General features: G+C 62.5%; 12 protein-coding genes. 3 read left to right on the top strand and 9 right to left on the bottom strand.

Features of this window, described 5'->3' with window-relative positions; genetic code table 11:
* Nucleotide 1: 1 nt before the first annotated feature.
* Both SPBM01_RS17335 and SPBM01_RS17330 read right to left on the bottom strand, forming a co-directional pair.
* Nucleotides 2–973, bottom strand: a complete 972-nt coding sequence (locus SPBM01_RS17335; protein ID WP_262504244.1) for a purine nucleoside permease — start codon at nt 971–973, stop codon at nt 2–4.
* Between the two features lie 189 nt (nt 974–1,162).
* Nucleotides 1,163–3,634, bottom strand: a complete 2,472-nt coding sequence (locus SPBM01_RS17330; protein ID WP_188062785.1) for a TonB-dependent siderophore receptor — start codon at nt 3,632–3,634, stop codon at nt 1,163–1,165.
* Nucleotides 3,635–4,074: 440 nt separating this feature from the next.
* Here SPBM01_RS17330 and SPBM01_RS17325 point away from each other — a divergent pair, with 440 nt between their 5' ends.
* The 3 genes from SPBM01_RS17325 to SPBM01_RS17315 all read left to right on the top strand — a co-directional run bounded on the left by SPBM01_RS17325 (nt 4,075) and on the right by SPBM01_RS17315 (nt 6,218).
* A complete protein-coding gene (locus tag SPBM01_RS17325; protein WP_188062784.1) occupies nt 4,075–5,010 on the top strand; it encodes a LysR family transcriptional regulator in 936 nt (311 codons plus the stop codon).
* An 82-nt stretch (nt 5,011–5,092) separates the two neighbouring features.
* Complete coding sequence (locus tag SPBM01_RS17320; protein WP_188062783.1) at nt 5,093–5,623, top strand: phosphoribosyltransferase; 531 nt, start codon at nt 5,093–5,095, stop codon at nt 5,621–5,623.
* 16 nt (nt 5,624–5,639) lie between these two features.
* Complete coding sequence (locus SPBM01_RS17315) at nt 5,640–6,218, top strand: TIGR00730 family Rossman fold protein (protein ID WP_188062782.1); 579 nt, start codon at nt 5,640–5,642, stop codon at nt 6,216–6,218.
* On the opposite strand, the gene SPBM01_RS17310 is transcribed toward SPBM01_RS17315, so the two are convergent.
* The 7 genes from SPBM01_RS17310 to xdhA are packed head-to-tail and all read right to left on the bottom strand — an operon-like array spanning nt 6,215 to nt 14,998.
* The gene (locus tag SPBM01_RS17310) at nt 6,215–6,910 is read right to left on the bottom strand and encodes an HAD family hydrolase (RefSeq protein ID WP_188062781.1); all 696 of its coding nucleotides are present in this window, start codon (nt 6,908–6,910) and stop codon (nt 6,215–6,217) included. The genes SPBM01_RS17315 and SPBM01_RS17310 overlap by 4 nt on opposite strands.
* Before the next feature lie 9 nt (nt 6,911–6,919).
* Entirely contained in the window at nt 6,920–8,047 is a 1,128-nt protein-coding gene (locus SPBM01_RS17305) for a nucleoside hydrolase (protein ID WP_188062780.1), read from the bottom strand.
* Nucleotides 8,044–9,048, bottom strand: a complete 1,005-nt coding sequence (locus tag SPBM01_RS17300) for an adenosine deaminase (RefSeq protein WP_188062779.1) — start codon at nt 9,046–9,048, stop codon at nt 8,044–8,046. The genes SPBM01_RS17305 and SPBM01_RS17300 overlap by 4 nt, the downstream gene beginning before the upstream one ends.
* Nucleotides 9,045–10,355 (bottom strand): guanine deaminase, encoded by a 1,311-nt coding sequence (guaD, locus tag SPBM01_RS17295; RefSeq protein WP_188062778.1) that lies wholly within the window; start codon nt 10,353–10,355, stop codon nt 9,045–9,047. Before guaD ends, SPBM01_RS17300 begins: the two co-directional genes overlap by 4 nt.
* Complete coding sequence (gene xdhC / locus SPBM01_RS17290; protein WP_188062777.1) at nt 10,352–11,272, bottom strand: xanthine dehydrogenase accessory protein XdhC; 921 nt, start codon at nt 11,270–11,272, stop codon at nt 10,352–10,354. Before xdhC ends, guaD begins: the two co-directional genes overlap by 4 nt.
* Nucleotides 11,269–13,578: a xanthine dehydrogenase molybdopterin binding subunit gene (gene xdhB, locus SPBM01_RS17285; protein ID WP_188062776.1), complete on the bottom strand. Its 2,310-nt coding sequence runs from the start codon at nt 13,576–13,578 to the stop codon at nt 11,269–11,271. Before xdhB ends, xdhC begins: the two co-directional genes overlap by 4 nt.
* Nucleotides 13,571–14,998, bottom strand: a complete 1,428-nt coding sequence (gene xdhA, locus SPBM01_RS17280) for a xanthine dehydrogenase small subunit (RefSeq protein ID WP_188062775.1) — start codon at nt 14,996–14,998, stop codon at nt 13,571–13,573. Before xdhA ends, xdhB begins: the two co-directional genes overlap by 8 nt.
* Nucleotide 14,999: the final 1 nt, after the last annotated feature.

The raw sequence follows: 14,999 nt of genomic DNA, 5'->3' as shown, positions 1-14,999 counted from the left end.
GCTATTGCGGCACGGTCTTTTCGTAACGATCCCAATGGCCGACCAGTTCGTCCACCACTTTGGACCCGACCAGATAGAGGCTTTCCAGCGCGGCGGTCATGCCGGCATAGCCCTCATTTTCGGTCAGCAGATAATGGGCGGCAGTGTCGCCGGGCGGCGGCATGGTGAAGTTGCTGCCCGCGCGCAGTACCATGAAGCGGTCCTTGTCCACCCGGCCGATCTGGTCGAGATAGACGATCGATTGATAGGTGCCGGTTTCCTCCATCGCGGAGGTGACAAATTCGCCCTTCCCCTGTGTCCAATATTGCACCCAGTCATTGGCCCAGTCAGTCATCCGCGCGCCGTGCCAGAAGGTTATGGCGGCCAGTTGATCGCCCTTCAGCACGAAAGGCGGGCGTTGGGCCATGGGATGGTTGGTGAAGCGCGCCCGCTCCTTGCGGATCGAAGGATCGTCGGGCAGCACCATGTCCTTGGTCAGGTCATAGGCCCAGTCGCGCAAGGCGGGGTTGATTTCGAAGATTTCGCCCTGGCCGACCGGCGGGCTGGGGTCGTTTGGACCTTTGCTATGCAGCGGGAAATAGCCGCTTTTCCAATCGGCAGGAATTTCCCGCGCGTCGATTTCATGGGCGAGGTCACCATCGACCAGATAGCGCGCCCAGGCCGCCGAACCGATCGAGGCATCCTGCGGGTCGATGCCCGCAATGCCCGCGACCAGCCAATAGGCGTGGGACAGGTCGAACCGTTGGTCCAGACCCAGCGCCATGGTGGCCGTTGCCGATTTGATGTTGCCCATGCCAGTCACCATGCCCAGCACCTGCGTCTTGGGATCATAATAGAGGTCATGATGGGACTGGGGGAAGGGAATGCGCATGTCGAGATGCCGCCGTTCCTTCCAGAGCTGGAATTCGCCCGGCTTGTCGCCGCTATCCTCGCCGATTTCGAACATGGAGACGATGACGACACGGACTGGCATTGGCGTGGCGCAGGCTGCGCCGGGCGCGCATTGCGCGATGGCGGCAGGCGCGGCCTGTGCCGGGGTCAGCGGCAGTAAGGCAAGGCAGGCGCTGGCAAGCCAGACGGCAGATGTGGGTAAGCGGATGATGATAGTCTGTCCTTGCGATGAGAGGGGGACGCGAGCGCAGCCCGACGTCCCCCCTTCCGATCAGAATTTATACGAAATCGTCGCTTGATAGCTGCGTGGCCGTTCGGGCAGGACAATCGTGCTGCCGAACAGTTCGGTGAAGTTGGCGCGATAATAGGTTTCGTTGGTCAGGTTTTTGACGTTCAGACGGAACAGCCAACTGTCCATCTCGTAGGAAACCCCCACATCGACCAGCGTGTAGGCAGGCAGTTTCACGACCCGCGACTGGCCCGAAAAGACCGAGTCCACCTTGACCACGCTGGCAGAGAAAGCGAGGCCATTGTCGAACGAATAGGTGCCGGTCAGCGAGTAGAGATTTTTGGGAATGCCCGCCCGCGCGGCCGCCGCCTTGTTGGGAATGGGGACAAGGCCGCCGACCTGCCCACCCAGCGTTGCCGCAGGGTTGGACACGTTGATCAGATCTTCGATACCAAAGAAGCTGAAAGTCGTCCCGGCGTCGAGGAAGCTCAAATTGGTGACGACCGTGTGGGTATAGGCACCAGTGATGAGGAAATGCTTGTCGACCGACCAGCGGAATTCCGCCTCTACACCCTTTGTTTCGACCGACTGGTTGACGGTCGAGGACTGGATATTATGGTCGGTCCGCTCCTGCTTATACACCGACACGGCGGTGTAGAGCATGTTGTCGAGAAAGCTGCCCTTGATGCCGCCTTCGATCAGTTTGGACGCGGTCAGGAATGTGTCGCCGACGGCCGTGCCGGGGTCGATTTCCGAACCCTGACCTGCAATCACGGTGGTTTGGCGTGACGCCGTTACATAAGGGATGACGCCGAACGGCAGCTTGTAGGATGCACTGGCATTCCAAGACCAGCCGCCCTTCGATCCTTTCCCGGTCACGACGCCGGGCGCGGTTTGCAGCTTTTCGACGATGTTGGTCGAATTGACCTTCACCTTGTCGTAACGGGCGCCAAGGACGACATCCAGGCCGAAATTGAAATCGAGATCGGTGAGGGCGGCGAAGCCCAGGTCGGTATAATGGCCCTTGAGATAATTGGTATAGTTGCAGTCGCACTCGGTCGAAAGCAGCCGGTCCGACAAGGGCGTATAGCCCTGTGTCAGGTCGACACGGTGGAAATATTCAAAGTTGAAATCGTCGCCGTGCAGGAATTTCGTGTAGCGGATCGACGGTGAAAGCTGGAACGAGAATTTGCCGGCCGAACTGTCGAAGGTCTTGGACGCGACGATCTTGTCTTCGATCACCCAGGATTTGTGGAATTGTGAGAATCCATAGCTGTTCTCGTTGATATTCTCGATACCGTCGTAAAAGAGCTGATTCTTGATTTCAAGCCCGCTCTCGGCATTGTAGATGATGTCGAAATAGCCGGTTTTCGCGATGTTATCGAGGCGATCGTCCTTGCCGGTCAGGGTTTTGCGGCGACTAAGCGTGGTGGTGCCGACATTCTGCAACGCCAGATTGGAGAAGCTGGCGTTCAGGCAGGCGTCGGTGAAATTGGCAGCAGATATTCCCGGCGTCGCCGTGCCAGCGGCGCAGCCAAATGTGCCGAACGGGTTGAAATTGCCGCCGGCGCGAAATTCCGATTGTGAAAGCTGGCCGTCGCCATTGGTATCGAGCGGCTTGGCGCTGCCGGTGATATAGGTGCCGTTATCCACCAGATCCTGCGTCAGGCGGTTCCAGCCGCCATTCTGCTGACCCTTGAAATTATGGTACATGCCGCCGAATTCGATGCGGATGCTATCAGTGATCTGGCTGTCGAAGGCAGCTTGCAGGATCGTCTGCTTGGTCGACATATTGTCGTAATAGCTGCCGGAATCCTCGATTTCGGCATAGAGGCTGTAGCCCAGTTCCGTCGCGCCGATTTTGGCGGGGCCGCGCACCTGCGCTTTGAGGACGTTATAGTCCCAGCTGCCACGGGTATAGCTGACTTCGCCTTCCGGTGCGCTCATCAGTGCGCCACCGGCGACGCGCGCCGATTTTGGCACGAAATTCATGTAGCCTCCGGTCTTGGACGGGCCGTAAATGGGCGAGGAGGGGCCGCGCACGATGTCGATCCGTTCGGACGCGCCGATCGGCGTTGGATAGTTGCCCGGATTGTCGAGACGGCGAACGCCACGGAAAAAGACTTCGCCGGGCGTGCCGCGAATGTCGAGCGCGCCGCCGACGCCAAAGAAGCTGTTGGTGAAGGTGCCGGGCGATTGCGCGACCAGATCATAGATGTTGGTGATACCAAAGCGTTCGATCTGTTCGCTGCTGATGGTAGAGGCGGAGCGCGGGGTTTCCAGCAGTGTCTTGTTAAAGCCGAAGATGGAGCCGACATCCTTGAGCGGCAGCGCTTCGAGTGCGCCTGTGACGACGATTTCGGCACTTTGTTCCGCTGCGTCGGCCGGGGCCGGTGCCTGGGCCAGAACCGGCGATGTCAGCGCGGTGCAGGACAGCAGCCCGGTGGCCATCAGAGCCAATGTGCGGTGCGACCGGCCGTTATTCGGTGCGTGCAATCGGTGAAATTTCGCCATTTATATAAAACCCCCCTTTGAGCAGGAGCGGCAAAATAGGATCGCCCTGCTGGTTAATTCTCCTTTTCCTCTCCATTTTCTTGTGTGATTTTATATTTTTACGGGCATGTCTTGTGGTTCGTCATCGGCCAGGCAGTCTGCATCGTGGCTTATGGTTTCTGGCGATGCGGGTGCGTAAATGCCGCGACAGGACCAGAGCCGGGCGCCGTGTGAGCAGCCGCAGTCGAACAGCGGCAAAGACGCAGGCTATGCTCGTGCAACTGCGTCACTATGCTTCTCCCCATGCGGTGCCATGCCGCAGCCCCTGTCCGCACGATCTGCACAGCCGTGACCTGTCGGACACGTCACAAGGCGCTGTGACGTGTATTGCAACTAGGGGCTTGACCTGATGCGATCAAATGCAATGAATTCGACGCAGTGTTGCAAAAAATAGGGTGGGTATGCCGGCGCTTTCAAGATTTCTGCGCTATTTCATAGCAGTAGGCCGTTTAGGATCGATCCGGCGGGCCGCGGATGAGCTGAATGTATCGGCGTCCGCGATCGATCGACAGATTTTGAACGTCGAAGCCAATCTGGGGATGCCATTATTCGAGCGGTTGCCGACCGGGCTGCGCCTGACCGCGGCGGGCGAAATCATGATGGCGGCGGGCAGCAAGTGGCAAAAGAATATGGTCGATGTCCGCGCGCAGATAGAAGATCTGCGCGGCCTAAAGCGTGGGCATGTCGACATCGCGGTCATCGACGCTTTGGCCAAAGGCTATATCCCGGCAGCGATTCAGGCGCTCCAGACCAAATATCCCGGCATCACGATTGGCGTGCGCGTGCTGGAAAATGACGCCGTGCGCCGGGCAACGGCGCGGGGCGAGGTGGATTTCGGCATTTTCTTTGAGCCGCAGACGGTCCGCGATCTGGCGGTGCGCGCCTTTGTCGAGGTCGTGCTGGGCTTCGTCACGCCGACGGGCCATGCGCTGGGCATGAAGCGGGAAGCGCGCTTTTCCAGTTGCGTCGGATCCAAGCTGATCGTCCCGGCCGAGCCGCTGGCCGTATATGAACAGATCAGCGTGCTGGAAGGGGCAACGGGGGTGGAAATCGACCGGGCCGTTGCGTCGGACAATATCCAGATGATCACTTCGCTCGTCACGCAAGGGGTCGGCATCGGCATATTGACCTCGCTTGACGTCATTACCGAAGTGCGGCGCGGGATCCTGTGCTTTACCAAAATTTCAGACCCGGTCCTGCGGCCGATGACGCTGGCGCTATGCACTGCGTCGGCACGCACGCCCTCTTATGCGGCGGGAATCGTGTTGCAGGAAATTGAGACGGGATTCCCGCAACTCAGCTATCCAATATCCATAGATGGGGCTGCCAAAGACTGAGCATAGCGCACCCTGCCAATTGCCCAATGCGTGCAGACCCGATAACGGGCTAATTTCCTGATCGCCAACGGACTATATCGTCATGCACGAATCGGCTGAGCCACAACTTCATTATATTACCAACGACGCTTTTCTGGCCGATGTGCAGAGCCTGGCGCAGTCGATCGAACAAGGCGACTGGAAGCCGGATTTCGTCATCGGCATCGGGCGGGGCGGGCTGGTCCCGGCGGTCTATATCTCGCACCAGACCGCGCTGCCGATGCTGTCGATCGACCATAGTTCCAAGGTGCCTGGCTTTGCCGACGAACTGCTGGCCAAGGTGGCGGCAAAAAGTGCCGCGGGGCTGCGCCTGCTGTTTATCGACGATATAAACGATAGCGGCGGCACGATCGATTATGTGCGGCAATTGCTGGCGGACAATGGATGTCGGGCGGACAATCTGCGCTTTGCCGTCATCATCACCAACAGCCGGTCGCGCGTGACGGTAGATTATTGGTCGCAGATCATCGACCGGGACGAGGATAAGCGCTGGTTCGTATTCCCCTGGGAAGCGGTCGCCACCAAGGGCGCGATCGTCGAGGAAGCGCTGTCCGTGCCTGAACGGCTGGGCTGAGAGCGAAGGGGACAATATGCGGATCTGCGTCTATCTTGGGTCGTCGCCCGGCAATTCCCCGGTCTATCGGGAAGCCGCCGAGCGGGTCGGCGGGTTGCTGGCGCAGCGAGGCATCGGCCTTGTCTACGGTGGTGGCACCGTCGGGCTCATGGGCGTGATAGCGGACACGGTCTGCGCGGCTGGCGGCGAAGTGATTGGCGTCATTCCCGAAGCGCTGCGCGCGCGGGAGCATGATCATCCGGGGCTGACCCAGTTGCACGTCGTCAAGACGATGCACGAGCGCAAGGCGATGATGGCGCAATTTGCCGACGGATTCCTGTGCCTGCCCGGCGGCATCGGCACGCTTGAGGAGATATTCGAGGCTTGGTGCTGGTCGCAGCTTGGCTATCATGAAAAGCCGTGCGGGCTGCTCAACGTCAACGGCTTCTATACGCCGATGTCCACCTTCATTGACTCCGTGGTGGAGGAAGGCTTTCTACAGCCCCGCCACCGCGCGATGCTGCTGATCGACAATGATCCGCAAGTCCTGCTGGACCGCATGGCCCAATATCTGCCGCCGCAGACCGAACATTGGCTGGGTGCCGACGATCTTTAACCGATCGCGTCGATGACGTCGGGTAGCTGGGCGAGGCGGTCTAGCTGACGGAAACAGGGATGGTCGGACGGCGTGTCCGCAATTTCATGGACCCAGGCACCTTCCTGCGGAATATAGGCGGCCCACGCACCGGCCTCCAGCGCGGGGCGAATGTCCGACCGCAGGGAATCGCCCGCCATGATCGCTTCATGTGCGGCCACGCTATATTGGCCGAACACGCGGCGGAACGTATTTTCCGTCTTGTCGCTGACGATTTCGATACCGCTGAACAGATCGCCCAGGCCTGAGGCAGCCAGTTTCGATTCCTGGTGCAGCAAGTCGCCTTTGGTCACCAGGACCAACTGGCCCCGGTGAGCCAGCGCCGCCAGCGTGTCAGCCACATCGTCAAACAGATCGACCGGATGCGCCAGCAGCGCACGCCCGGCGGCAAGAATATCCTCGATCATCCCTTTGGACAGATGGTCGCCGGCCAGTTCCGCTGCCGTTTCGATCATCGAAAGCGTGAAACCCTTCGCGCCATAGCCATAGAGTTTGAGATTGCGCCCTTCGCAGGCGTTGAGCATGTCGCGGGCGATATGGGCGTCGGCAAAAGGCTGGAGCATGGCCACCAGCGCTTCTTCGGTCGCATTGAAATGCCGCATATTGTGCCACAGCGTGTCGTCGGCATCGAGACAGATGAGCTTGATCGTCATGGCCCTATCCTAGCGTCTGGCGGTCGGGCTGGCGACGGTCATTTTTGCCTGGCTGCTGGCCATCAGGCGGACCATCAAGGCTTCCAGCCGGGCTGCGTCGATCGTGCGAATGACAGTGGCGGGTTGCTCGCCAAGGCCGGGGCGATAGGGCGCGAACCAGGATAGCATGTCGCCATAGCCGGGGCCGAACTGGCTGTTATAATCGACATAGAGCGTCTGCTGGTCAGTGACGAGGGTCGGGTCGAGCCAGACGCCCGCTGCGATCTCGTCCCACAGCGGGAAGCCGGGTTCCATCGCGGCGATGAAGCGAGCAAGGTCGGGGCTGGCGGATTTTGCCATGCGGTCGAGCAGCGACCGGCTGCGCTGGGTGCCGGTCGAGGGGTCGACGGGGACGATAGTGATCGCCTTCCAAGGGCTGCGCGCGACGATGCTGGCGGCTTCGGGGTCGAAGCGGATGTTGAATTCGCGGCGCGGCGTGTTGACGAATTCGCGGGCAAAATCGGCAGCGGCGCGATTGTCGAGCGCTTGCCGGGGATTGAGCGAGCCGCCCATATAGACCAGCTCCTTCGCGAGGCTGGCGAAGGCGGGGTCGAGCCGCTGGGCGAGCGCCAGGTTGGTGAGCGGCCCGGCGGCGATGATCGTCACTTCGCCGGGATATTGGCGGACCATGCGAATCAGGAAATTGGCGGCGATTTCGTCGCGCGCTTTGGTCGTCGGATTGCCTTCGGGCAGGACTACCGGATCGTTGGGACCGAAATAGGGCGGGGTGCTTTGCTGGGTCGGTTCGACCCACTGCTTCATCCACGCGCCTTTCCATGTCAGCTTGCCATAGAGCGCTTCCCAGCGATCGGTCAGGACTTCCGTGTTGAGCAGGGGATAGGTCGCACCCTGCACGACCGGCACGTCGGTGCGGTGGGCGATTTCCAGCCCGCGCAGGGCCATGGCGGTTGCGCGATTGGCCCAGGCATTGCCCGTTACCGTAGTGATGCCCAGCACATCGACATCGGGCGATTCCAGCAGCATGAGGTGCATGAGCGCAAAGCCCTCATCATCTATGATCACCTTGCGTTTGGGCGTATCGGCATGGGCGAGGCCGATGGTCATGAGTAGGACGAGGAGAGTCGCGAGCAGCCTCATAGATAGGCGTCCAGTCGTTCGAGATGGGCGGCGATGGCGTCCGCTGGCAAGAACGATCCGGTGAAGCTGTTGCGGGCGAGTTCGCCAAGCTGTGCCTTTGTGAGGCCGCGCGCTACCGCTGCCGCGCGATAATTATCGGCGATATAGCCGCCGAAATAGGCGGGATCGTCCGAATTGATCGTCGCGCGCAGGCCGAGCGCCAGCATCCGGTCGATCGGATGATCGGCCAGATCGTGGACGACGCATAGCTTGAGGTTGGAGAGCGGGCAGACGGTCAGCGTCATGGCTTCGCGCACCAGCCGGTCGACAAGGGCGTCATCTTCCAGCGCGCGGTTGCCATGGTCGATCCGATCGACATGCAGGAGGTCGAGCGCCTGATAGACATAGGCGGGTGGGCCTTCCTCCCCGGCATGGGCGGTCAGGCGCAGACCCTTGGCGGCGGCGGTGGCGAACACGCGGGCGAATTTTTCGGGCGGATGGCCATTTTCGGAGGAATCGAGGCCGACGGCGGCGATGCGGTCGAGCCAGGGGTCTGCGGCGGCGAGTGTATCGAACGCCGCCTCCTCGCTCAGGTGACGCAGGAAGGAGAGGATGAGTGCGCTGCTGATGCCGTGCCGCGTTTGTGCGTCGGCCATGGCCGAGAGCAGCCCCTCGATCACGGTGGCGAAGGGTATGCCGCGATCGGTATGGGTCTGCGGATCGAACATGAGTTCGGCGTGGACCACGCCGTCCGCCGCCGCGCGATCGAAATAGGCGGTGGCGAGATCATGAAAGTCCTGCTGTGTTCGCAGCACGTCCGCCCCGGCATAATAGATGTCGAGAAAATCCTGAAGATTGCCAAAGGCATAGGCAGCACGGATATCCTCCACGCTGGCATAGGGGATGGCGATGCCGTTGCGCTTGGCAAGAGCGAACATCAGTTCCGGCTCCAGACTTCCTTCGATATGCAGATGGAGTTCGGCCTTGGGCAAGGCGCGGATGAAGCTGTCGAGATCGGTCATGATGCTATGCCTTGTCGGTCCCAGGCGCATTGGCCCATAATATAGGTCCGCGCGATGACGCGGTCGTCGCCGAGGATTTGCAGCGCAAAGAGGCGTTCTGCAAGCGTGGCGTTTGCCGTGCGGCGTGCCAGCAGCGGGGTGGCGTTGCTATCGAGCAGGACGAAATCGGCCTCTTGCCCCGGCTCCAGACCGCCGACCCGGTCGTCAATGTGGAGCAGGGCGGCGCTGCCCGCCGTCGCCAGATAAAGGGCGCGGAAGGGATCGAGCGGGGTACCACGGGCAAGTGCGGCCTGATAGGCAAGGCCCGATGTATGGAGCAGGGAGAAAGACGTGCCTGCGCCGACATCGGTGCCAAGGCCGATGCGTACCCTATGGGCATCCGCTTGCGTGAAGTCGAAGAAACCCGATCCCAGAAACAGGTTGGAGCTGGGGCAGACGGCAATTCCCGCGCCGCTCTGCGCCAGTCGGGTGCAGGCGCTGTCGGACAGATGGACGCCATGGGCAAAGACCGACCGGTCGCCGACCAGACCGAAGCGGTCATAAACGTCCAGATAATCCTGCGCCTGCGGAAAGCGATCCGCCACAGCAGCACATTCGCGGACATTTTCGGCCAGATGCGTGTGTAGCAGCACATCGGGATGGTCGGCGAGCAAGGCACCCGCAACCTGCAACTGCGCGTCCGAGGATGTAAGAGCAAAGCGCGGCGTCACGGCATAGCCAAGGCGCCCGCGTCCCCGCCAGCGGCGGATCAGGGAGTCGCTCTCCTCGCGCCCGCTATCGACTGTGTCGGCCAGTCCATCGGGGCCAAGGTCCATCAAGATCTTGCCCGACAGGATGCGCATGTTCCGGCGCAGCGCCGCGTCGAACAGGGCGTCGACCGAATGGGCATGGACGGTGGGAAAGACCAGTGCGCTGGTCGTGCCGTTGCGCAGCAATTCGTCCAGAAACAGCGTCGCGGTGCGATCTGAATGAGCGCGCTCGGCAAAGGCTTTCTCAGCCGGGAAGATATGGCGATCGAGCCAGTCGAGCAGTTGTTCGCCGTGCGAGGCGATATGGTCCATCTGCGCATAATGGACATGGGCGTCGATGAAGCCGGGGACGATCAGGCCGGGGAGATGCGTGATCGCCAGGCCCGGATAGCGGGGCGCCAGCGTCGCATGATCGCCGCGCGCGACGACGATGCCATCTTCCACCACCAACAGACCGTCCGGTTCGTGGCGCACTGCATCGGGATGATGATGCGGGTCGCGTGATACTGACAGGAGTTCGCCGCGAAAGCCCCAAATCCCCTTAGAGCTTTGCGTCATACCGCCCTCAATTGGAGCAATTGGGCCAGCACGGCGATGGCGATGACATCGGGTTCCTTGCCCGAGACGCCCGGCACGCCGATCGGCGAAGTCAGGTGTGCGCGCGCCTGTGCGTCGATGCCGTCGCGCGTCAGCCGGGCATGAAAGCGCGCGCCCTTGGTGGCGGAACCTATGAGGCCGGTAAAGGCGCAGGGCGGGCGACGGACGGCGGCAAGGGTCAGACGATAATCCAGTGCATGGTCGTGGGTCAGGATGAGAATGGCGGCGTCATCGGGTGCGTCCGCAACGCATTGCTCGATTGCGGCCTCCGGCACCACGGCGACGCCTTCGATCGTTTCAAACACCGGGCGCGTGTCGAACCAGGCGAGGCGGAAGGGCAGGTTGGCGGCGTGGCGGGCAATCGCCTGCCCCACATGGCCGGCCCCGAACAGATAGATCGGTCTGCGATGCTGGCCGATGCTCTCCACCACGCTGTCACCCGTGCGGGGGCGGTCGCCGCGCGCCGACAGGCTGGATGGGATGGCATGGTCGTTGACGTGGCGTTCCACCCGGTCGGGCATGAAGGTCGAAACGAGGATGCGCTCGTCGGCTGCGTCCGCCAGCCAGTCCATCGCAGTCGGGGCGATATGCTCGATCAGCAGCCGCACCCGCCCGCCACAACATTGTCCCAGCAACGGTCCCAGCGGATAATCCTGCACCCGCCAATGTCCCGGTGGATGGTCCAGAATGGCGCGGGCCTGCTCCACCGCGCGATATTCAAGCTGTCCGCCGCCAATTGTGCCATGGAGCGTGTCGGCGGTAACGAGCATCCGCGTACCTGCGCCGCGCGGCGCGGAGCCTTCGCTCGCCACGATGCTGATCAGCGCGCACGCTTCCTTGCCTGCGACGGCGCGCAACCAGTCCAGCCAGTCGGTCATCGGGCGCGATGCTCCGTCACCGCGCGCAGGATGCGTTCGGGCGTGGCGGGCGCGTCGAGGCGCGGCAACGCGCGGCGATCGGGAGCGGCGGCGGCGACGGCGCGGGTCAGGGCTGAAAATACCGAGATAGCGAGCATGAAGGGGGGTTCGCCGACGGCCTTCGATCGGTTGATCGTCGGTTCCACATTCTCGCCGTCCCACAGGTTGATCGTCATATGGGCGGGGCGGTCCGATGCGGTCGGAATCTTGTAGGTCGCGGGCGAATGGGTAAGCAATCGGCCCTGACCGTCGAAGATCAGTTCCTCGGTCGTCAGCCAACCCTGCCCCTGAATGAAGCCGCCTTCGATCTGGCCGATGTCGATCACTGGATTGAGCGAGCGCCCCACATCATGAAGGATGTCGACGGCCAGCACCTTATGTTCGCCGGTCAGCGTGTCGATCGCGACTTCCGCCACCGCCGCGCCATAAGCGAAATAATAGAAGGGGCGACCCTGATGCGCGGCGCGATCATAGGCAATGCCGGGGGTGGCGTAATAGCCGGTGGCGGCGAGCGATATGCGGCCGATATGCGCCTTGCGGCAAAGCTGGGCGAAGGTCAGGCATTCGGACCCCGCGCGGATGCCGTCGGGTGTGAAATGGACGTCGCTGTCGGCGCAACCAAAGGTGCGAGCGAGGAAGCCGGTGAGCCGGTCGCGGATCGTGATCGCGGCATTATAGGCGGCCATGCCGTTCAGATCCGCGCCCGACGAAGCGGCAGTGGCGGACGTATTAGGCACTTTATCGGTGCGGGTGGCGGTGATCCGCACCCGGTCGATCGGCACGGCGAACACGTCTGCGACGACCTGCGCCACCTTGATATACAGACCCTGGCCCATTTCCGTGCCGCCATGGTTGATCTGAATCGAGCCGTCGGCATAGACCAACACCAGTGCGCCAGCCTGATTGAGGTGGGTGGTGGTGAAGCTGATCCCGAACTTGACCGGGGTAAGCGCTATCCCCTTCTTGATGATCGGGCTGGCAGCGTTGAAGGCGGCGATCGCGGCCTTGCGGGCGTCGTACCGAGCGTCGGCGCGCAGCCGGGCGATGAGTTGCGGCGCGATATTGTCGGCGATGGTCATGCCATAGGGGGCGACATCGCGACCGGGGCCGTAGAGATTGGCGCACCGCACATCCAGCGGATCATGACCCAGATGCGCGGCGACATCGTCCATCACCCGCTCTATCGCCAGCATCCCCTGCGGCCCGCCAAAGCCTCGAAAGGCAGTGTCGGACACGGTATTGGTTTTCAACCGCTCCGACAGGATTTCGACGTCAGGCAGCCAGTAGCAATTGTCGGCGTGGAACATCGCCCGGTCGTTGATCGCCGGGGACAGATCGACCGTAGCACCACAGCGGGATGCAAGGCGCAGGCGCAGCGCCAGCACATGGCCCGAAACGTCGAAGCCGACGTCATAGCCAATGCGGAAAGCGTGGCGCTTGCCGGTCATCACCATGTCATCGTCACGGTCGCAGCGGAATTTGGCCAGGCGGCCGGTCTTGTCGGCCACCAGTGCGGCGGCGGCGGCGAACAGGGCGGCCTGCGTTTCCTTGCCGCCAAAGGCACCGCCCATGCGCCGTACTTCCACCGTCACGTCGGCGGAACTGCGATGGAGCATATGGGCGACCAGATGCTGGATTTCGCTGGGATGCTGGGTGGAACTGAGCAGATGGATCTGGCCATCCTCGCCAGGGGTCGCGACAGCGACCTGCCCCTCCAGATAGAAATGATCTTGTCCGCCCATGTCGAAACTGCCGGTCAGGCGATGCGGCGCAGTCGTCAGCGCGGCGTCGGCGTCGCCGCGTGCCATGCGCTGGGTTGGTTCGATGAGCGAGTTGGCCGCCTGTGCCGCCTCGATCGTTACGCAAGCGGGCAGCGGTTCATAGTCGATCTTGCCAAGCCGTGCGGCCTTTCGCGCGGCGCGCTGGCTGGTGGCGGCGACCAGAAAAATGGCCTGCCCGACGCAGATCACTTCGCCATCGGCAAGTAGCCGGTCATCGCCCGCCACCGGACTGACGTCGTTCGCGCCGCTTATGTCGGCGGCGGTGAATACATGCACGACGCCTTCGGCAGCGCAGACGGCGGACAGGTCCATGGACAGGATGCGGGCATGGGCATGGGCGCTCTGGCCAAAGGCGAGGTGGAGCATGTCGGCTGGTTCCGGCCCATCATCGGCATAGCGGGCCGCGCCGGTGACATGCAGATGCGCGCTGTCGTGCGGGTGCGATGGCTTTGGCAGCACGCTCCAGGCGGAATCGCGATCAGCCATGGGCAGCGTCCAGATCCAGCACCGACACGGCCTGGCCCTGCGCCCGGTGCCACAGGCGCGGCAGCAGGTTGGCGGCAACGTCGAGCCGGTAAGCAGCGGACCCGCGCACATCGGACAGCGGGGCATAGTCGGCGCGCAGGGCTTGGGCGGCCTGCTCCATTGTGGCCAGCGTGAATGGCTGGCCGATCAGCGCGGCTTCGCATAGCGGCGCGCGGCGCGGCGTGGCGGCCATGCCGCCAAAGGCGATGCGCGCGGTGGCGATATGCCGATCCCGCACGGTCAGATGGAAAGCGCCGCAAACCGCCGAAATGTCGCTGTCGAAACGGCGCGACAATTTGGCGATATGAATGACGGAATCGGGGCCGGGCCGGGGAATCCACAGGCTTTCGACAAATTCCCACGGACGGCGGTCCTGCTTGCCATAGTCGAGGAAATAATCCTCCAACGGCATCGTTCGCCGACCATCCCGGCTGCGCAAGGTCAATTCTGCGCCCAGGGCGATGAAGGCGGGTGGGCCGTCCCCGATTGGCGATCCATTGGCGATATTGCCGCCGACCGTCGCTGCGTTGCGGACCTGCAATCCGCCGATCCGCCGGGTCAGTTCGCCAAGATCGGGATGGAGGCGCACAAAGGCTGCATGGGCATCGGCATAACGCACCCCCGCGCCCAGTCGGACGCCAGCGGGACTTTCCTCGATCCCCTGTAATTGCGCGATGTCGCCCAGGAAGATCAGCGTGTCGATGCTGCGCAGCCCCTTGGTCACCCACAGGCCGACATCGGTAGCGCCCGCAACCATGCGCGCGTCTGGATATTGCGCGAGCAGGTCGGCGAGCGCGGCGCAACTGCGCGGCGCGAACCAGCGGCGGTCGCCATGCTGGCCGAAGGCAGCGGGCGTTTCCTTCAGCGCTTTGAGCGCCGCGATGGTCGCGCTGTCGTCGCGTTCCAGCGGGCCGGTAGCATCCGCCGCCGCCAATATCGGGCCATAGCCGGTACAGCGGCACAGATTGCCCGCCACTATGTCGGCGACTGGCAGGTCATGGCCGCTTGCGCCGACGCATCGACCATAAAGCGACATGACGAAACCGGGCGTGCAAAAGCCGCATTGCGAACTGCCATTGGCCGCCATGCAAGCCTGAAGCGGGTTGAGGCCGCCGACGGGCGCAAGGCTTTCGACCGTCAGTAGCGCGCGGCCATGCAGCATGGGGAGGAACAGGATGCAGGCATTGACCGCGCGCCAGGCTATGGCGTCGCCATCCAGATCGCCGACCAGCACAGTGCAGGCGCCGCAATCGCCCTCGGCGCAGCCTTCCTTGGTGCCGGTGCGCCGCATCGTATAGCGCAGATGATCGAGGAGCGTGGCGGTGGGATCGACATCGGCGATTTCGACCACTTCGCCGTCCAGCAGGAAGCGCACGCTCATC

This window comes from Sphingobium sp. KCTC 72723 (assembly GCF_014280435.1).
GTDB lineage: Bacteria > Pseudomonadota > Alphaproteobacteria > Sphingomonadales > Sphingomonadaceae > Sphingobium.
Note: the sequence above shows the minus strand (reverse complement) of the source record. Positions and strands in the feature narration are given on the sequence as shown.

Coding starts and splice junctions, on each gene's coding strand:
- SPBM01_RS17325 (WP_188062784.1), top strand. CDS start 4,075: ATGCCGGCGCTTTCAAGATTTCTGCGCTATTTCATAGCAGTAGGCCGT.
- SPBM01_RS17300 (WP_188062779.1), bottom strand. CDS start 9,048: ATGACCGATCTCGACAGCTTCATCCGCGCCTTGCCCAAGGCCGAACTC.
- SPBM01_RS17335 (WP_262504244.1), bottom strand. CDS start 973: ATGCCAGTCCGTGTCGTCATCGTCTCCATGTTCGAAATCGGCGAGGAT.
- SPBM01_RS17310 (WP_188062781.1), bottom strand. CDS start 6,910: ATGACGATCAAGCTCATCTGTCTCGATGCCGACGACACGCTGTGGCAC.
- SPBM01_RS17320 (WP_188062783.1), top strand. CDS start 5,093: ATGCACGAATCGGCTGAGCCACAACTTCATTATATTACCAACGACGCT.
- SPBM01_RS17315 (WP_188062782.1), top strand. CDS start 5,640: ATGCGGATCTGCGTCTATCTTGGGTCGTCGCCCGGCAATTCCCCGGTC.
- xdhB (WP_188062776.1), bottom strand. CDS start 13,578: ATGGCTGATCGCGATTCCGCCTGGAGCGTGCTGCCAAAGCCATCGCAC.
- guaD (WP_188062778.1), bottom strand. CDS start 10,355: ATGACGCAAAGCTCTAAGGGGATTTGGGGCTTTCGCGGCGAACTCCTG.
- xdhC (WP_188062777.1), bottom strand. CDS start 11,272: ATGACCGACTGGCTGGACTGGTTGCGCGCCGTCGCAGGCAAGGAAGCG.
- xdhA (WP_188062775.1), bottom strand. CDS start 14,998: ATGAGCGTGCGCTTCCTGCTGGACGGCGAAGTGGTCGAAATCGCCGAT.
- SPBM01_RS17305 (WP_188062780.1), bottom strand. CDS start 8,047: ATGAGGCTGCTCGCGACTCTCCTCGTCCTACTCATGACCATCGGCCTC.
- SPBM01_RS17330 (WP_188062785.1), bottom strand. CDS start 3,634: ATGGCGAAATTTCACCGATTGCACGCACCGAATAACGGCCGGTCGCAC.